This is a genomic window from Limimaricola variabilis (assembly GCF_034371605.1).
Taxonomy (GTDB): Bacteria; Pseudomonadota; Alphaproteobacteria; order Rhodobacterales; family Rhodobacteraceae; genus Limimaricola; species Limimaricola variabilis.
Window position 1 is genome coordinate 2,783,579 of sequence record NZ_CP139691.1, and the last position, 17,153, is coordinate 2,800,731.

Here is a 17,153-nt window from a genome sequence, read left to right on the forward strand (position 1 = left end):
CACCGTGCAGAACGCCCTCGCCCTGCCGCGCCTGACCGACTCCGCGCGGACGCTGTTTCCCGGACTGGCGCTGGCCGCGCTGGTGGCGATGGCGGCGCAGTTCCTGTCCGAGCATTACGGCGCGCCGGCGATGCTGATGGCGATCCTTCTGGGCATCGCTCTGGCCTTCCTGTCCGAGGAGCCGCGCAGCGCGCCGGGCATCGCCTTTGCGTCGCGGGGGCTGCTGCGGATCGGCGTGGCACTCTTGGGCGTCCGGATCTCGACCGGCATGGTGCAGGAGCTGGGGCCGGGCCTGCTGGGGCTGATCGCCGGCGGGGTTCTCGCCACCATCGGCGCCTCGATCCTCGCGGCATGGGCGCTGGGCCGCGACCGGCTCTTTGCCTTTCTGTCCGGCGGCGCGGTGGCGATCTGTGGCGCTTCGGCGGCGATGGCGATTTCCTCCGTCCTGCCGAAGCGCGACGAGGGCGAGCGCGACCTGATCTTCACCGTGGTCTCGGTCACCATGCTCTCGACGCTCGCCATGATCGCCTATCCGATCCTCGCCGACCGGCTCGGCTTCGACGCCCGCCAGACCGGCGTGTTCCTCGGCGGCACGATCCACGACGTCGCGCAGGTGGTGGGGGCGGGCTACTCGGTCTCGGAGGAGACCGGCGACCTGTCGACCCTGGTCAAGCTGATCCGCGTCACCATGCTGGCGCCGATCGTGCTGGTCGCGGCGGTGGTGATGCGCAGCCGGACTCCCGAGGGGGCGACGCGCCCGCCGCTGGTGCCGGGCTTCGTGCTGGGCTTTCTGGCGCTGGCGGCGCTGAATTCGGCCGGGCTGCTGCCCGGCTGGTTCGCCGAGGCCGCGAGCGCGGTGTCGCGCTGGGCGCTGCTCACCGCCATCGCCGCGGTCGGCATGAAGACCTCGCTCAAGCGGCTGCTCGATGTCGGCGGCCCGGCCATTGCCATGGTCGCAGCCCAGACCGCCTTCATCGCCGTAGTGCTCGGCGTCGGGGTCGCGCTGATCGGCTAGGTGGTAATATTTGTTGACCGGACCCGGAGCGGGGTTCATCTTTCCCTAACGTAAAGTGAGGGAGGACACGATGCGTATTCAACGAGTGACGACCGCCTTGCTGATGGCGACCGCCTTGCCATTGGTGGCGCTGGCGCAGAGCAGCGATGACAGCCTGCAGAAGATGCGCGAATTCCGGACCACCGGTACCTCGCTCGACATTCCGCAGATCGAGCAGACCGGCGAGAAGGCTGAGCGGCTCAAGGCCATCCTCGAAAACATCGAGATGCCCGAGGGCTTCGAGATCGACCTCTTCGCGATAGTGCCTGACGCGCGCCACATGGCGCTGGGCAACTCGGTTCCGGTGGTCTTCGTCGGCACCCGCAAGGACAAGTTGTGGGCGGTGACCGATCGCGATGGCGACCGCGTTGCCGACGAGGTCAAGGAATTCGCCCCGGCGCTCGATCTCGCCGTCCCCAACGGGCCCTGCATGACCCCCGACGGCTTCCTCGTGCTGGCCGAGCACAACCGCGTGCTGATGTTCCCGGCGGCCGAGTTCTTCTATGAATCGCCCGACGTGGCGGTGGCCGAAGTGGTGCCGCAGGGCGAGCTGATCCCGGTCGCGGAAGAGAGCTTCAACCATGGTGCGCGGGTCTGCGACATCGGCCCCGACGGCATGCTCTACATCGCGCTGGGCCAGCCGTTCAACGTGCCCGCCAAGGAGAAGATGGACCTCTACAACGAGCAGGGGATCGGCGGCATCATCCGCATGAACCTCGACGGATCGGGGCGTGAGGTCTATGCGCGCGGCATCCGCAACTCGGTCGGCATGGACTTCAACCCCGCCAATGGCGAGCTGTGGTTCACCGACAATCAGGTCGACGGCATGGGCGACGACATCCCGCCGGGCGAGATCAACCGGATCACCGCGGCCGGGCAGAACTTCGGCTTCCCGTGGTATGGCGGCGGCACCACCCGCACCAACGAGTACATGGACGAGGAGATCCCCTCGGACGTGGTGAACCCCGAGGCCGAGTACACCGCCCATGCCGCCGATCTCGGCATGGCCTTCTACGCGGCCGACAGCTTTCCGGAGAAATACCGAGGCGGCATCTTCTCGGCCCAGCACGGGTCGTGGAACCGCACCGAGCCGGTCGGCGCGCGGGTGATGTTCACGCCGGTGAACGAGGATGGCTCGGCCGGTGAGCCTGAGGTCTTCGCCGAGGGCTGGCTGACCGAGACCGGCGAGTATCTCGGCCGGCCGGTCGACGTGGCGGTGATGAAGGACGGCTCGCTGCTGGTGTCCGACGACTTCGCCGGGGCGATCTACCGGATCTCCTACAGCGGCAGCGAGGGCGGCTCCGGCGGCTCGGCCATGCCGGGCGGCGCCATGGACGGCGCGATGCAGGGGAACATGGAGGGCATGGACGGCATGGGAGAGCACATGGAAGGCATGGAGGGCATGCAGGAAGGCATGGAGAACATGGAAGAGCACATGGACGACATGCAGGAAGGCATGGAGGGCGAGGCCGACGACGCTTCGAGCAACTGATCCCCATGCGCCCCCCGCGGCCATCGCCGCGGGGCCATCCCCGGAGAACCTGATGACGAGATACCTGATCGGGCCAATCCTGGCCGGACTTCTGCCCGTGGCCGCCATGGCCCAGGGCGACCCTCAGGCCGGCAAATCCGCGAGCGGGGCCTGCGCCGCCTGCCATGGTCGCGACGGCATCGCCATGGCGCCCGACGCACCCAACCTCGCCGGACAGCCGGCCGATTACCTCGCCGAACAGCTGCGCGCCTATCGCGACGGCGACCGGACGCATGAGCAGATGAGCCTGATCGCCAAAGGGCTCGAGGACGCGGAGGTCGACGACATCGCCGCCTATTTCGCCGCGATCGAGGTCACGGCGACGATCCCCGACGACCTGCAGTGAGGGTCAGGGCGCGGTGCCGCCCGTTTCGGGAAAGGCATCGCGCCAGCGGGCGCGGAACAGCGCACGCTTGTGCGTGTCGAGCGCGATCAGCAGCGCCGGCGTGAGCGCGATCGGTCGCTGCAACGTCTCGGCCGTGCCGCTGATTTCGAGCGCGGTGCCGTCCTCGCCGTCGAGCCGCACCAGAAGCCCCGCGCGTTCCAGCGCCGCGCGGCCCTCGGCCGAGAGCAGGAAGTCGAGGAACTGCGCCGCCGCGCGCGGCTGGCCGGCCTCGCGCGGGATCATTGCGGCGCGTGCCAACACGAGGGTGTAGTCCTGCGGCGCCACCACGCCGAGGCGCGGATCGCGCCGCGCGCGCACCAGCGCGTAGGAGCCGAGCACGTTGTAGGCGACGAGGTAACGCCCCTCGGCCACGCCGTCGATGATCTCGGCCGAGCAGCAGGTGGCCACGGCGCCCGAGCGGCCGAAACTCTCCATCAGGCCGCCGAAAGTGGTGGCCTCGAGCGAATCCGTGAAGGCGAAGAGGAAGCCCAAGCCCGAACGCTCGATGTCATAGGTGGCGACACGGGTCCGGAACGGGCTCTCGGTCGGGCGCAGCAGGTCCAGAAGGTCGAAGCGCGATCGCGGCACCTGCGCGGGCGGCACGAGATCGCGGTTGTAGACCATCACCGCAGGCTCGCGGGTGACGCCCCACAGCTCGTCGCGCCAGACCAGCGCGTCGGGCAGAGTGGCGGTCGCGGCAGAGCGGTGCGGCCGGGCGCAGCCCTCGTTGACCAGATCGACCATCTGATGGACCGCCGAGGAGATCACCAGATCCGCGCCGACCCGCGCCGCCGTGCAATCCGCGGCCTGCAGCCGGTAGAGCGCGTTCGACCCCCATTGCTCGTAGGCGACATGCAGGCCCGGCCGGGTTTCGAGAAACCGCTCGATCACCGGGCCCAGCACCGCGATATCGGTGGTGGAGCGCAACCGCAGCGTCTCTGTCGCGGTGGGCGCCCCGAAGTCGCGGATCAGCTCCTGTCCCGCGGCGGGCGCGGCCATGAGCGTCAGGGCGAGGAGCGCGGCGCGGATCATGCGCCCGCCTTCGGCAGCGAGAGCGCCGCCTCGAAGCCGTCCTCGCACAGGCCGAGCCTCAGCGTCCCGCCATGGCTCTGTGCCACCTCGCGCGCGATGGCGAGGCCGAGCCCGGCGCCCCCCGGCGCGTGCGACGCGAAGCGCGCGCCCATGCCTTCGAGGATCGCGGCGCCCGGTCCCGGCCCGGCATCGCGCACATAGAGCCGCACGACCCGGTTGTCCCGCGCGACGCCGATCCGGATCGGCGCGCGGCCATGGGCGAGGGCGTTGGCGGCGAGGTTCTTGCCGGCCTCGACCAGCGACAGCGCGTCGCCCCGCACCACCACCGGCGCGGGCGGCAGTTCGAGCCGCATCATCGCCCCGCCCGGCATGTCCTCGAGCGCCTCGTAGATCTCCAGCGCGACGTCGCGCAGGTCGACCGCGGCGCGTGGCGCGGTGTCGGTGCGGTGGATGATCATCGCCCGGTCGAGCATCCGGTCGAGCAGTTGCGACAGCCCGATGCTGCGCTCGTGTATTCTTGCCAAAAGCCGAGCGCGGCGCGCGGGGTCCTGCTCCTCCTGCGCGTCCTGCGCCTGGGCGCGGATCGCCGCCACCGGCGTGCGGAGCTGGTGCGCGGCATCGCCGATCAGGTTTCGCGTGGCGGCCACCTGCCGATCGAGCCGACCCATGAAGCCGTTGAGCGCGCCCAGCACGGGTGCGATCTCGGTCGGCATCGGCAGGGTGATCGGGGTGAGATCGGTCGGGTCGCGCCGGGCCAGCGCCGCGCCCAGCCGCTGCAGCGGGCGTAGCGCCGATCGGGTTGCCAGCCAGGCAAAGAGCCCGATGGCAAGGCCGGCCGCCGCCAGCACCGCCAGAGCGCCCCCGGCGATGTCGCGTGCCAATGCCTGTCGCGCCCTGAGCGTCTGTCCGACCATCACCCGCACCGGCCCGGAAAAGCTGCGCTCGGCAAATCGGCGGGTGACGGCGACGTAGCGCCCCGGCTCGGTGCCGAGAGCGCCGTCATAGAACACCGGCCCGCCGCCGGCGCGCCGCTCGGGCGGGGGCGGGGCGTCCTCCGAGCCGGTGAGCGTCGCGCCGTCCGGGCCGGTGACGCGGTAGCGGATCCGGTCCTCGGGGGCGAGCGCCAGCATTTGGAAGGCCGAGGCGGGCATGTCGACCAGTGCCGCGCCGTCGCGGATGGTGATCGCGGCGGCGATGTCGTTGGCCGCGCCCAAAAGCAGCCGGTCATAGGCCTCGCGGGCCGCGCGCCCGCCATAGGAAAGCGCCACCGAGAGCACGACGACGCCGCCGAGGATCAGCACCGCGCCGACCGCCAGCGCCACCCGCGCCTTGAGCGACCAGGTCCGGCTCTCAGCCATCGAGATCGAGCCGGTACCCCAGCCCCCGGTGGGTCTCTATCGACACGCCGGAGCCGGCCAGCTTCTTGCGCAGCCGCGCCACGTAGAGCTCGATCGTGTTGGTGCCGACATCGGCGTTCTCGAAGCCGAACAGCCCGTCGAACAGCCGGTCCTTGGGCATGATCCGCCCGCGATTGGCGATCAGCAGGTTGAGGAGCGCCAGCTCGCGCCGCGTCGCGGTCACCGCCGCGCCGTTGACCCGCAGGCTCTGCGCGCCGGGGTCGAAGTCGAGCCCTCCCAGCACCATCCGGTTCTCGGCCCGCCCGGCCTCGCGGCGGGTGAGCGCCCGCAGCCGGGCCTCTAGTTCGCGCAGGTCGAAGGGCTTGACCAGATAATCATCCGCGCCGTCGTCGAGCGCGGCCACCCGCTCGTCGACCGAGAATTGCGCGGTCAGCACCAGCACCGGGGTCCGATCGCCGGCGCGGCGCCGCTCGCGCAGGAAGTCGCGGCCCGAACCGTCCGGCAGGTTGAGGTCCAGCACGATCGCCGCGTAGCCGGTGATCCCGGCGCAGGCATGGGCGTCGGCCAGGGTCGGCGCGACGTCGCAGGCAAACCCCGCGCGGCCCAGACTCGCGCTTGCGGCCTCGGCGACGTCCGGCGTGTCCTCGACGATCAATATCCGCATGCGATCCTCCGGCTGCCCAGCATAGGGGCAGGGCGGCGCGGAAAGAAGCCCGCGCGGCCCGCATGACAGCTTGATGACAGCTTGGCGCGGCACAAGGGCGGACGAGGTTGCCGGAGAGCGCTCCGGACGGCCAAGACCACAGGGAGGACAGACATGACCACCACGTTCCGCCGCGGCCTGATCGCCGCCGCTCTTCTGGGCACCGCGCCCGCCGCGCTCATGGCGCAGGACTTCACGCCCGAGAACCCCGAATGCATCGCCCCCGCCAACCCGGGCGGCGGCTGGGACTTCACCTGCCGCCAGGTCGGCAAGACGCTGCAGGATCTCGACCTGATCCCCTCTACCATGCAGGTCGTCAACCTTGCCGGCGGCGGCGGCGGCGTGGCCTTTGCCGAGGTCGTCAACAAGCGCAAGGACGACAATGACCTGATCGTTGCGGCCTCTTCGGCCACCGCGACCCGGCTGGCGCAGAACGCCTACCCCGGCAACACCATGGATCAGGTGCGCTGGCTGGGCTCGGTCGGCGCCGATTACGGCGTGATCGCGGTCTCCGCCGACAGCGAGGTGCAGGACCTGCCGCAGCTGATGGAGATGATCAAGAACGACCCGACCTCGGTGTCGATCGGTGGCGGCTCGGCCGTGGGCGGCTGGGATCACCTCAAGGTGCTGATCGCGGCGCAGGAAGCCGGCATCGAGGATGTGCGCGGCGTCAAGTACATCGCCTTCGACGGTGGTGGCGAGGCGGTGACGCAGCTGCTGGGCGGCTCGCTGCAGGCTTTCACCGGCGACCTGTCGGAATCGACCGGCTTCATCGAATCGGGCGACATCCGCGTCCTCGCCGTTCTGGCGCCCGAGCGGCTCGCCGGCGAGTTCTCGGAGATCCCGACCGCCAAGGAGCAGGGCATCGACGCGGTCGGCGCCAACTGGCGCGGCTTCTACGGCCCGGGCGAGATGTCGGACGCGGCCTATGACTACTGGTCCGGCGCGATCGACCAGCTCTATTCCAGCGAGGAATGGCAGGCGATCATGGAAGCCAACGGCCTCGCGCCGCTCGACCTGCAGGGCGAGGAATTCCAGGCCTTCGTACAGGAATCGGTGAACGAGATCACCGAGCTGTCGAAAGAGATCGGCATCATCCAGTAACCGCCCCAAGGGGCAGGAACGGGGCGCCGCCTACCGGCGCGCCCCGTTCCGCAATTCCGGGAGGGTCGCATGAGCGATCGCATCTTCGGCGGCATCGGTCTGATGCTCTCGCTTCTCTACATCTGGCGCGCCACCCTGATCCCCGACAGCTTCATGTCCGACGCGGTCGGGCCGCGCGCCTTTCCCTATGGCATCGCCGCCGTCATGGCGCTGGCCTCGATCTGGTTCCTGATCAAGCCCGATCCCGAGCCGGAATGGCCGCGCCTCGGTCGGCTGGCCGAGATCGGCTTCGCGGCGCTGGTGATGATCGCCTACGCGCAGCTGCTGCCCGAGCTGGGCTTCGTCATCTCGACCGCCTTCGCCGCCGCCTATCTGACCTGGCGGCTCGGCTCGTCGCCGCTGCAAAGCGTGCTGATCGGCGTCGGCACCTCGCTCGGGATCTACGCCATCTTCCATCTCGTCCTCGGGCTCAGCCTCGCCCGCGGGCCCCTGGGCTTCTGAAGGAGCGATCATGGAACTGCTCGCATCACTCGGCGACGGCTTCGCTGTCGCCCTCACCTGGCAGAATCTCGGCCTCGCGCTGATGGGCTGCTTTCTCGGCACGATCATGGGCGCGCTTCCCGGTCTCGGACCGTCCAACGGCGTCGCCATCCTGATCCCGCTGGCCTTCACGCTGGGCCTGGGCGCGACGCCTTCGCTGATCCTGCTCACTTCGGTCTATTACGGCGCCATGTATGGCGGGCGGATCTCGTCGATCCTGCTCAACATTCCGGGCGACGAACCGGCGATGATGACCTGTCTCGACGGCTATCCGATGGCCCGCAACGGCCGCGCCGGCGAGGCACTGGCGCTGTCGGGCGTCGCCTCCTTCGTCGGTGCCTTCTTTGCGACGTGGGGCCTCGTGCTGCTGGCGCCGCAGCTCGTGAAGGTGGCGCTGCTGTTCGGGCCGGCGGAGTACTTCGCGCTCTTCGCGCTCGCCTTCATGACGCTGGGCGGCGTGTCCTCGACCAACCAAGCCAAGTCGGCCTTCGCCGCGGCGCTGGGCCTCGGCCTCGCCATGGTCGGCGTCGACACCCAGACCGGCGTGCCGCGCTTCACCTTCGGCGAGGTGCACCTTTATGACGGCATCGACTTCCTCGTCGCCATCGTCGGCCTGTTCGCGTTGTCGGAAGTGTTCATCTTCCTCGAGCATCGTGGCACCGACAAGGACGCCAGCACGGCGCCGAAGCTCGATATCGGCCGCATCACCCCGTCCTGGAAAGTGCTGAAATCCTGCACGCCGACGATGATCCGCACCACGATCTTGGGCTTCATCGCGGGCGTGCTCCCCGGCGCGGGCGCCTCGCTCGGCTCCTTCATCTCCTATTCGATGGAGAAGAAGCTGGTCGATCGCGACAACACCTTCGGCACCGGCGACCCGCGCGGCGTGGCGGCCCCCGAGGCTGGCAACAACGCCGCCGCCGGCGGCGCGCTCGTGCCGATGCTGGCGCTGGGCGTGCCCGGCTCCGGCACCACGGCGGTGCTGCTGGCGGTGCTGCTGTCGCTCAACATCACGCCCGGCCCGCTGCTGTTCACCCAGAACCCCGACGTGGTCTGGGGCCTGATCGCGGCGCTGTTCATCGGCAACTTCATGCTGCTGGCGATGAACATCCCGATGGTGGGGCTGTTCGTGCGGGTGCTGATGGTGCCGCCGCGCATCCTGATGCCGATCGTCGCGATGGTCTCCTTCGTCGGCATCTACGGCATCTCAGGCTCCAGCTTCGACCTGATGGTGATGATCGCCTTCGGCGTCGCCGGCTGGCTGCTGCGCAAGCTCGACGTGCCGCTGGTGCCGGTGATCCTCGGCACGCTTCTGGGCAACGCCATGGAGGTGAACATGCGCCGCGCGGTGACCATCGCCGATGGCGACTACTCGGTGCTGTTTGGCTCTTGGCTGACCTTGGCGCTCTGGGCGGTCGCGATCGTCGGCTTCGTGCTGCCGATCTTCGTAGGCGGCGTGGTCAAGGCGCGGATGCGCGGCGCGGCCGAGCGCGAGGCGGCGATCACCGATTGATGATCATCAGCGGGGCGGAGCAAAGAGCCCCGAACCGAGCAAGTGACAGGACAGGGGCCGCGCCGCGAGGCGCGGCCCCTTCGCATTCAACTTCCGCCCACGGCCCGCAACAGCGCCTCCTGCCCGAAGGGCTTGGTCAGCACCCGTGCCTGCGGCAGATCCTCGGAGCCCGGCACGCTCTCGCGGCCGGTGGCGAAGATCACCGGAAGGCCGGGCTGCAGCGCCACCGCGGCGCGCGCCACGTCGAGGCCGGAGCGATCCGGCAGGCCGACATCGATCAGCAGCCGATCGGCCGGAGCCTCCTCGAGGAGCGCCAGCGCCTGCGCGCCGGTCGCGGCCTCGCGCACCTCGGCGCCTGCGGCGGTCAGCATTTCGACCAGATCGAGCCGGATGAAGGTGTCGTCCTCGCAGACCACCACCCGCAGCCCGCCAAAGCCCGGCCGCGCGTCGTCGGGCGCGGAGGGCGAAGCGGTCGTGGCCTCCGGGACGGAAGGCGGCGCCGCCTCGGCGGCGTCGAGCAACTCGCGCAGCCGCCGGGCCAGCGTCTCGCGGCGATAGGGCTTGGGCAGCAGCTGGATGCCCCGGTCCAGCCGCCCGTCATGCATGATGGCGTCGCGCGAATAGCCGGAGGCGAACAGCACCGGCAGGCCGGGCCGCAGCTTTTGCGCCCGCTCCGCCATCTCGCGGCTGGTCACCTTGCCGGGCATGACGACGTCGGTGAGCAGCAGGTCGAAGGGGCGCCCCGCCTCGATCAACTCCAGCCCGGCATCGGCATCGCCGGCCTCGATCACCTCATAGCCCAGCTCGCGCAGCATCTCGGCCGCGACGGCGCGGACGTCGGCGTCGTCCTCGACCAGAAGGACGGTCTCGTCGCCGCCGGTCACCGGCCCTGCGGCGCGCAGCGTCGCAGGTGCCTCGCTTCGGAGGGAGCGGGGCAGGTAGAGCCGCACGGTGGTGCCTCGGCCCGGCGCGCTCTCGATCGCGACATGCCCGCCTGACTGCTTCACGAAGCCATAGACCATCGCCATGCCGAGCCCGGTCCCCTTGCCCTCGGGCTTGGTGGTGAAGAACGGCTCGAAGATCTTCTCGATCACCTCGGAGGTCATCCCGGCGCCTTCGTCGGTCACCGTAAGCCGCACATATTCGCCCGGCACCACGTCGGTCATCGCGCGCGCGGCTTCGGCGTCGATCATCGCGTTGTCGAGCGCGATGGTCAGGCGGCCCTGGCCCTCCATCGCGTCGCGGGCATTGACCACCAGGTTAAGAAGCGCGTTCTCGAGATTGGCGGCGTCGACCAGCGTGTTCCACAGCCCATCGGTGAGCCGGGTTTCGATCCGCACGCCTTCACCCACCGCCGAGCGCAGGATCGGCGCGATCTCGTCGAGCATCCGCCGCAGATCGACCGCGCGCGGTTCGAGCGGCTGGCGCCGGCCGAAGGCCAGCAGCTGTGCCGCCAAAGTCGCTCCGCGATCGACCGCGCGCATCGCCTGCTCGATCCGGGCGCGGCCCGGCGTGCCGGAGGGCAGTTCGCGCTGCGCCAGCTGCAACGAGCCGGTGATCGCTTGCAGCAGGTTGTTGAAGTCATGCGCCACGCCGCCGGCGAGGTTGCCGATGGCCTCCATCTTCTGGCTCTGGCGCAGCGTCGCGTTGATCTCCTCGAGCGCCCGATTGCGGTTCTCGACCCGCTCCTCGAGCGTGGCGTTCAGCTCGGCCAGCGCGGCCTCGGTCGCTCTGCGGTCCTCGATATCTGTGTTGGTGCCGATCCATTGCGCGATCCGCCCCTCGGCGTCATGCACCGGGACCGCGCGTACGAGGAACCAGCGCCAGACGCCGTCCACCCGCCTTATGCGGAACTCGGTTTCGTAGGTCTCGCCCCGCGCGATCGAGCTTTCCCAGACCGGGACGACCCGCGGGAGATCGTCGGGATGCACGATCCGGCCCCAATCCTCGCCCAGGAGCTGGCCGTCTTCGGTGCCGGCATAGGCGTGGATCGGATCGCTGACCCAGTCGAGCATCCCGTCCGGTCGGGCGGTCCAGACATGGGCGGGCATGTTCTGCGCCAAGGTACGGAACCGCTCCTCAGCATTGCGCAGCTCGGCCACCGCACGGTGCTGGGCGGTGACGTCATGTCCCTGCACCAGGATGCCGATGCTGCGGCCGTTCGGCCCGAACAGCGGCTGGTAGACGAAATCGACGAAGATCTCGGTCGGCGGGCCGCCTTCGTTGTAGATGAAGGCCTGTACGTCGCGCAGCGTCACCGGCTCGCCGCTGCGATAGACGTTGTCGAGCAGGTCGAGGAAACCCTGATCGGCCAGTTCCGGCAGCGCCTCGCTGGCGCGTCGGCCGATCAGATCGCGATGCTCGCCCACGATCCTGCGGTATTCGCGGTTGGCGAGGCGGAAGACGTGCTCCGGCCCCGAGTGGATCGCGATGACGCTCGGTGCCTGATCGAACACGGTTTCGAAGAACCGGGTTGCCATGCCAAGCTCGAGGTTCTGCTGCGCCACGCTCTCGGCACGCATCAGCACTTCGCCTTCGTCGAGATCTGCGCGCTTCGCGACCTCGGCCTCGGCCTGATGCGCCCGCATGTAGAGGTCGGTCACGTCGTGGGTGTTCTGCAGCAGGTACTGCACCCGGCCGTCATCGCCCGGGATCGGCGTGTGGGTGGCGCTCCAGTAGCGGTGCTCGATCTCTCCGCCCGCCCTGGCGATCGGGTAGGGGATGAAGGGCAGGTGATCGGTCCGCCCGTTCTGGAAGACCCGTTCGAAGGAGGCGTGCAGCATTGCCTGGGCTTCGCCTTCGGCCGGAAACACGTCGGGCAGGTACTGGCCCACCAGCTGCTCCGGCTTGCGCCCCGTGACCTCGCAATAGGCCCGGTTCACCCAGACATAGCGCAGGTCGCGATCGATCAGCATGTAGGCTGTCGCGGCCGATTCGAAGACTGCGCTGATGTCGAGCGTCATCGGGAAATTCCTGCGATTGCCAGCCCGCCAGATATATCGGCATTGCGGCCGCTAGCAAGCCGGGGGCGGGTCTAGACGCAGCGGCCATCTGGTCAAGAATAATTACCAGTTGCGTTTACGTGGCTGAACCACAATGATCTAGGTGGCCGCGCGGGGGAGCGTCGGCCCGAGAATGACATTCTGGGAGGAGTTCATGACAGTTACCCCGAAGAAGACCGCGCAGGTGTCGCGGCGTTCGTTCCTGCGCAAAGGAGCCCTGGGCGCCGGCGTCACCGCAGCCGGCGGTCTCGCCGCGCCCGCCGTGCTCGCCCAGAGCCCGATCGTCGTGAAGCTGCAGACCTCGTGGCCGGCCTCGGACATCTGGCAGGAAATGGCGCAGGCCTATGCCGACCGCGTCGAGGCGATGTCGGGCGGCCGCCTCAAGGTCGACGTGCTGCCCGCCGGCGCCGTGGTCGCCGCGTTCCAGGTGATGGACGCGGTCAGCGACGGCCTGATCGACATGGCGCATTCGGTGCCGGTCTACTGGTACGGCAAGAACAAGGCCGCCTCGCTGTTCGGCACCGGCCCCGTCTTCGGCGGCTCGGCCGACACCATGCTGGGCTGGTTCTATGCCGGCGGTGGCAAGGAGTTCTACGCCGAGCTGATGGACACGATGGGTCTCGACGTCGAGGGCCTGCTCGGCTTCCCGATGCCTGCCCAGCCCTTCGGCTGGTTCAAGACCGAGGTCGCCTCGGTCGACGACATCAAGGGCCTCAAGTACCGCACCGTCGGTCTCGCAGCCGACCTGATGCAGTCGATGGGCATGTCGGTGGCACAGCTGCCGGGCGGCGAGATCGTACCCGCCATGGAGCGCGGCGTGATCGACGCCTTCGAGTTCAACAACCCGACCTCCGACAGCCGTTTCGGCGCGCAGGACGTGGCCAAGAACTACTATCTGTCGTCCTATCACCAGGCGTCCGAGAGCTTCGAGTTCCTGTTCTCCAAGAGCTTCCTCGAGAGTCTCGACCCCGACCTGCAGGCGATCCTGCGCCACTCGGTCGAGGCGGCGTCCACCGCGAACTCGGCGACCGCGCTCGACCAGTACTCGCGTGACCTTCAGAAGCTCTCCGAGAGCGGCGTGACGATCCACCGCACGCCGCAGGCGATCCTCTCGGCCCAGCTCGACGCCTGGGACGCGCTGATCCCCGAGCTCGAGCAGGACGAGTTCATGAAGCGCGTGCTCGACAGCCAGCGCGAATGGGTCGAACGCGTGACCTACTACACGCTGATGAACTCGCCGGACTACCAGCTCGCCTACGAGCACTACTACCCCGGCAAGCTGGCGCTCTGAGCCAAGCCTGACCGCCCGGCGGCGCGATCGCGTCGCCGGGCCCGCAACCATACGGGACGCGAATGCTCGGATACATCAAATTCGCCGACGCCCTTTCCGCCGCCTTCGGCAAGGTCTTCGGCTGGCTCATCGTGCTGATGACCTTCGGGGTCAGCTACGAGGTCTTCGTGCGCTACGTGCTGGGCTCCCCCACGCCATGGGCACTCGACATCTCCTTCATCATGTACGGCACGCTGTTCATGCTCGGCGGCGCCTACACACTCTCGCGCGGCGGCCATGTGCGCGGCGACTTCCTCTACCGGCTCTGGCCGGTCAGGGTGCAGGCCGCCGTCGACGGGCTGCTCTACATCCTGTTCTTCTTTCCCGGCGTCTTCGCGCTGATCTTCGCCGGCTGGAAATACGCCTCCCGCTCCTGGCAGTACGGCGAGGTTTCGGTCAACAGCCCCGCGGGCGTACCGATCTACCAGTTCAAGACCGTGATCGTCGTCGCCGGCGTGCTGCTGGCGATCCAAGGGGTCGCGCAGGTCTTCCGCTGCATCCTGGCGATGCGCGACGGCGTCTGGCTGGCCGCGGCCGAGGATGTCGAGGAGACCGAGCAGTTGCTGATGAAGCAGATGACCGCTCCCAGCGATCACCCGGACATGAAATGACGCGCTGCCCCCGCGTTGAATTGATACGGAGCGCACGCACGTGACCGAACCGCAAATCGCCCTGATGATGCTGGGCGTCTTTATCAGCCTGGTCTTCCTGGGCTTCCCCATCGCCTTCACGCTGATGGCGCTCGGCATCGGCTTCGGCTATTTCGCCTATTACGATGCCGGCCGCATGTGGCGCGACTTCGACCGGCTCGATCCCGAGATCGCCAGCTGGTGGGAAAGCACCTCGTCCTGGATCGACGGCTTCTTCAACAACCGCGTCTTCGACCTCTTCATCAACCAGACCTACACGGTGATGTCGAACGAGGTGCTGACCGCGGTGCCGCTGTTCCTGTTCATGGGCTACATCGTCGAGCGCGCGAACATCGTCGACCGGCTGTTCACCACGCTCAACATCGCCTCCAAGAACGTGCCCGGCTCGATGGGCGTCGCCGCCCTTGTGACCTGCGCGCTGTTCGCCACCGCCACCGGCATCGTCGGTGCCGTTGTGACGCTGATGGGCCTGCTGGCGCTGCCGGCCATGCTCAAGGCGCGCTACGAGCCCTCTTTCGCCGCGGGCATTATCTGCGCCGGCGGTACGCTGGGCATCCTGATCCCGCCCTCGATCATGCTGATCGTCTATGCTGCGGCCTCGGGCGTCTCGATCGTTCGCCTCTATGCCGGCGCGCTGCTGCCGGGTCTCGTCCTCGTCGGCCTCTACCTGACCTACGTGGTCGGCCGCTCGATCCTCCAGCCCTCGGTCGCGCCGCGCCCGACCAAGGAGGAAGTGCCGGACGTGCCGCTGGGCAAGCTGCTGTGGATGCTCTTCACCTCCTTCTTCCCGCTGGCGGTGCTGATCCTGTCGGTGCTGGGCTCGATCCTGTTCGGTCTCGCCACCCCGACCGAAGCGGCCGCGATCGGTGCGCTGGGCGGCATGGTGCTGGCGGTGATCTACCGCGCGATGACCTTCCAGCGCCTGCGCGAGAGCGTCTATCTCACGGTGCGCACGACGGCGATGGTATGCTGGCTCTTCGTCGGCTCCTACATCTTCTCGTCGGTCTTCTCCTATCTCGGCGGCGAGCACCTGATCTCGGAATTCGTCTCGGGGCTCGACCTGACCCCGGTGCAGTTCCTGATCCTCGCGCAGCTGATCATCTTCCTGCTTGGCTGGCCGCTCGAATGGTCGGAGATCATCATCATCTTCGTGCCGATCTTCCTGCCGCTGCTGGAGATCTTCGGGGTCGATCCGCTGTTCTTCGGCATCCTCGTGGCGCTGAACCTGCAGACCTCGTTCCTGACGCCACCAATGGCGATGTCGGCCTACTACCTGAAGGGCATCGCACCGCCCGAGGTGCGCCTGACCCAGATCTTCAAGGGCATCATGCCGTTCCTTGGCATGGTCGTGGTCTCGATGGTGCTGGTCTACATCTTCCCGAACCTGGTCTTCGGCCTGCCGGAGCTGTTCTATGGGCGCTGAGATGACCACCAAGCCGATGCCCAAGGGGCATGTCGCGATGCTCGATCTTTCGGCGCGCGAACTGCGCGACCGGATGGCGAGCGGCGCGCTCAATGCCACCGATCTGGTGCAGGCCTGCCTCGACCGCATCGCCGCGCTCGAGCCCGAGATCCAAGCCTGGGCCTGGCTCGACGGCGGCTACGCGATGAGCCAGGCGCAGGCGCTCGACGCGGCGCGCCGGGCGGGGCGGCCCACCGGCCCGCTGCACGGGCTGCCGGTGGCGCTCAAGGACGTGATCGACACCGCCAAGGTGCCGACGCAGAACGGCACTGTGCTCGACGAGGGCAGGGTGCCCGTGCGTGACGCCGCTCTGGTCGAGCGGCTGCGCGCCGCGGGCGCCATCATCATCGGCAAGACGGTGACGGCGGAGCTGGCCTTCCTGCATCCCGGCAAGACCCGCAACCCGCACGATCCCGCCCGCACCCCGGGCGGCTCGTCCTCGGGTTCGGCGGCGGCCGTGGCAGCGGGCATGGTGCCGCTGGCGGTGGGTACCCAGACCGGCGGTTCGGTGATCCGGCCGGCTTCGTTCTGCGGCACGGTGGGGTTCAAGCCGAGCTTCGGCGCGATCCCCCGCACCGGCGTGCTGAGCCAGTCGCCCAGCCTCGACACGGTCGGGGTCTTCGCCCGCAACGTCGAGGACGCGGCGCTTCTGGCCGAGGCACTCTACGGCCATGACGCCAAGGACCGGGCGACCGTGCTCGCCCCGCCGCCGCGGCTGCATTCCGTTGCGATGACCAAGCCGCCGGTGCGGCCGACGCTGGCCTTCCTGCGGCTTCCGGGCTGGGACCGGGCCGACGCCGACACCCATGCCGCCTTCGCCGAGCTGGTCGAGGCGCTAGGTGAGCAGTGCTTCGAGACGGCGCTGCCGGGGATCTTCGACGAGGCCGCCGAGATCCGCGAGCGGATCAACCTCGCCGAGATGGCTAAATCCTACTTTGCCTACGAGAAGAAGGGTCGCGACGCGCTGTCTGAAGAGATGCGCGCGGCGCTCGATCGCGGCAAGGCGATCCTGGCGCGCGACTACATCGCCGCGCTCGACTGGTCCGACGTGCTCTATGCGGGGCTCGACGAGATCTTCGAGCGCTGCGACGCGATCCTGTGCCCGGCCGCGCTCGGCCCTGCCCCGCAGGGCCATGCCAGCACCGGCGACGCGATCTTCAACGGGCTGTGGACGCTCACCGGCATGCCGGCCGTGAGCGTGCCGATCCTGCAATCCGAGACCGGCCTGCCGATGGGCGTCCAGCTGGTCGGACGGCGCGGCGACGATGCGCGGCTGCTGCGCACCGCGCGCTGGCTCGAAGGGCTTCTGGCCGAGGAGGAGACCGAATAATGCTCAACCGTATCATGACGATCGTGGCTCTGGTCTTCTTCCTGAGCTTCCTGTGGATCCTGTTCTCGCATATCCCGCGCCTCGACCTGGCCGGGGTGCTGGGGGTGACGGTGGCGCTGGTGCTGTGGGACGTCTTCACGAGCTTCCGCGACAGCTGAC

At 68.8% G+C, this 17,153-nt stretch carries 14 protein-coding genes and 1 pseudogene; 11 read left to right on the plus strand and 4 right to left on the minus strand.

Annotated elements, in window-relative coordinates; translation table 11 throughout:
- The first annotated feature begins 4 nt into the window (after positions 1 to 4).
- From T8T21_RS13910 to T8T21_RS13920, 3 genes and pseudogenes are all read left to right on the plus strand, one after another.
- The gene (locus T8T21_RS13910; protein ID WP_322336013.1) at positions 5 to 1,015 is read left to right on the plus strand and encodes a YeiH family protein; all 1,011 of its coding nucleotides are present in this window, start codon (positions 5 to 7) and stop codon (positions 1,013 to 1,015) included.
- Positions 1,016 to 1,091: 76 nt separating this feature from the next.
- Positions 1,092 to 2,336: pseudogene (locus T8T21_RS13915) on the plus strand (PQQ-dependent sugar dehydrogenase); the annotation flags it as partial.
- Positions 2,337 to 2,598: 262 nt separating this feature from the next.
- On the plus strand, positions 2,599 to 2,931 hold the full coding sequence (locus T8T21_RS13920; protein WP_322336014.1) for a c-type cytochrome: 333 nt from the start codon (positions 2,599 to 2,601) through the stop codon (positions 2,929 to 2,931).
- A gap of 3 nt (positions 2,932 to 2,934) precedes the next feature.
- Here T8T21_RS13920 and T8T21_RS13925 read toward each other — a convergent pair whose 3' ends face one another.
- From T8T21_RS13925 to T8T21_RS13935, 3 genes are read right to left on the minus strand one after another with little or no spacing between them, the layout of a single operon-like run.
- Positions 2,935 to 4,002 (minus strand): ABC transporter substrate-binding protein, encoded by a 1,068-nt coding sequence (locus T8T21_RS13925; RefSeq protein WP_322336015.1) that lies wholly within the window; start codon positions 4,000 to 4,002, stop codon positions 2,935 to 2,937.
- Positions 3,999 to 5,360: a sensor histidine kinase gene (locus T8T21_RS13930; protein ID WP_322336016.1), complete on the minus strand. Its 1,362-nt coding sequence runs from the start codon at positions 5,358 to 5,360 to the stop codon at positions 3,999 to 4,001. The genes T8T21_RS13925 and T8T21_RS13930 overlap by 4 nt, the downstream gene beginning before the upstream one ends.
- The gene (locus T8T21_RS13935) at positions 5,353 to 6,024 is read right to left on the minus strand and encodes a response regulator (protein ID WP_183472350.1); all 672 of its coding nucleotides are present in this window, start codon (positions 6,022 to 6,024) and stop codon (positions 5,353 to 5,355) included. The genes T8T21_RS13930 and T8T21_RS13935 overlap by 8 nt, the downstream gene beginning before the upstream one ends.
- A 153-nt stretch (positions 6,025 to 6,177) precedes the next feature.
- Between T8T21_RS13935 and T8T21_RS13940 the strand changes: the two genes are divergently transcribed.
- The 3 genes from T8T21_RS13940 to T8T21_RS13950 all read left to right on the plus strand — a co-directional run bounded on the left by T8T21_RS13940 (position 6,178) and on the right by T8T21_RS13950 (position 9,220).
- A complete protein-coding gene (locus tag T8T21_RS13940; RefSeq protein ID WP_322336017.1) occupies positions 6,178 to 7,167 on the plus strand; it encodes a Bug family tripartite tricarboxylate transporter substrate binding protein in 990 nt (329 codons plus the stop codon).
- 69 nt (positions 7,168 to 7,236) lie between these two features.
- Entirely contained in the window at positions 7,237 to 7,668 is a 432-nt protein-coding gene (locus T8T21_RS13945; protein ID WP_183472344.1) for a tripartite tricarboxylate transporter TctB family protein, read from the plus strand.
- 10 nt (positions 7,669 to 7,678) lie between these two features.
- Positions 7,679 to 9,220 (plus strand): tripartite tricarboxylate transporter permease, encoded by a 1,542-nt coding sequence (locus tag T8T21_RS13950; RefSeq protein WP_183472341.1) that lies wholly within the window; start codon positions 7,679 to 7,681, stop codon positions 9,218 to 9,220.
- A gap of 86 nt (positions 9,221 to 9,306) precedes the next feature.
- Here T8T21_RS13950 and T8T21_RS13955 read toward each other — a convergent pair whose 3' ends face one another.
- Positions 9,307 to 12,183, minus strand: coding sequence for a PAS domain-containing protein (locus T8T21_RS13955; protein ID WP_322336018.1), 2,877 nt, complete (start codon positions 12,181 to 12,183; stop codon positions 9,307 to 9,309).
- A gap of 193 nt (positions 12,184 to 12,376) precedes the next feature.
- On the opposite strand from T8T21_RS13955, the gene T8T21_RS13960 reads away from it, so the two are divergent.
- The 5 genes from T8T21_RS13960 (at position 12,377) to T8T21_RS13980 (ending at position 17,152) form a co-directional block, all read left to right on the plus strand.
- Complete coding sequence (locus T8T21_RS13960; RefSeq protein WP_183472324.1) at positions 12,377 to 13,513, plus strand: TRAP transporter substrate-binding protein; 1,137 nt, start codon at positions 12,377 to 12,379, stop codon at positions 13,511 to 13,513.
- Positions 13,514 to 13,575: 62 nt separating this feature from the next.
- Positions 13,576 to 14,163, plus strand: coding sequence for a TRAP transporter small permease subunit (locus T8T21_RS13965; protein ID WP_183472321.1), 588 nt, complete (start codon positions 13,576 to 13,578; stop codon positions 14,161 to 14,163).
- A 40-nt stretch (positions 14,164 to 14,203) separates the two neighbouring features.
- On the plus strand, positions 14,204 to 15,625 hold the full coding sequence (locus tag T8T21_RS13970; protein WP_183472318.1) for a TRAP transporter large permease: 1,422 nt from the start codon (positions 14,204 to 14,206) through the stop codon (positions 15,623 to 15,625).
- A complete protein-coding gene (locus T8T21_RS13975; RefSeq protein WP_322336019.1) occupies positions 15,615 to 16,994 on the plus strand; it encodes an amidase in 1,380 nt (459 codons plus the stop codon). Before T8T21_RS13970 ends, T8T21_RS13975 begins: the two co-directional genes overlap by 11 nt.
- Positions 16,994 to 17,152 carry a hypothetical protein gene (locus T8T21_RS13980; protein WP_183472312.1) on the plus strand — a complete coding sequence of 53 codons (159 nt, stop codon included), beginning with the start codon at positions 16,994 to 16,996 and terminating at the stop codon, positions 17,150 to 17,152. The genes T8T21_RS13975 and T8T21_RS13980 overlap by 1 nt, the downstream gene beginning before the upstream one ends.
- Position 17,153 lies beyond the last annotated feature (1 nt).

Bases quoted from the DNA above. Each gene is read 5' to 3' on its own strand.
- T8T21_RS13980 (WP_183472312.1), top strand. From the start codon at position 16,994: ATGCTCAACCGTATCATGACGATCGTGGCTCTGGTCTTCTTCCTGAGC.
- T8T21_RS13950 (WP_183472341.1), top strand. From the start codon at position 7,679: ATGGAACTGCTCGCATCACTCGGCGACGGCTTCGCTGTCGCCCTCACC.
- T8T21_RS13935 (WP_183472350.1), bottom strand. From the start codon at position 6,024: ATGCGGATATTGATCGTCGAGGACACGCCGGACGTCGCCGAGGCCGCA.
- T8T21_RS13920 (WP_322336014.1), top strand. From the start codon at position 2,599: ATGACGAGATACCTGATCGGGCCAATCCTGGCCGGACTTCTGCCCGTG.
- T8T21_RS13960 (WP_183472324.1), top strand. From the start codon at position 12,377: ATGACAGTTACCCCGAAGAAGACCGCGCAGGTGTCGCGGCGTTCGTTC.
- T8T21_RS13955 (WP_322336018.1), bottom strand. From the start codon at position 12,183: ATGACGCTCGACATCAGCGCAGTCTTCGAATCGGCCGCGACAGCCTAC.
- T8T21_RS13925 (WP_322336015.1), bottom strand. From the start codon at position 4,002: ATGATCCGCGCCGCGCTCCTCGCCCTGACGCTCATGGCCGCGCCCGCC.
- T8T21_RS13975 (WP_322336019.1), top strand. From the start codon at position 15,615: ATGGGCGCTGAGATGACCACCAAGCCGATGCCCAAGGGGCATGTCGCG.
- T8T21_RS13940 (WP_322336017.1), top strand. From the start codon at position 6,178: ATGACCACCACGTTCCGCCGCGGCCTGATCGCCGCCGCTCTTCTGGGC.
- T8T21_RS13945 (WP_183472344.1), top strand. From the start codon at position 7,237: ATGAGCGATCGCATCTTCGGCGGCATCGGTCTGATGCTCTCGCTTCTC.
- T8T21_RS13930 (WP_322336016.1), bottom strand. From the start codon at position 5,360: ATGGCTGAGAGCCGGACCTGGTCGCTCAAGGCGCGGGTGGCGCTGGCG.
- T8T21_RS13965 (WP_183472321.1), top strand. From the start codon at position 13,576: ATGCTCGGATACATCAAATTCGCCGACGCCCTTTCCGCCGCCTTCGGC.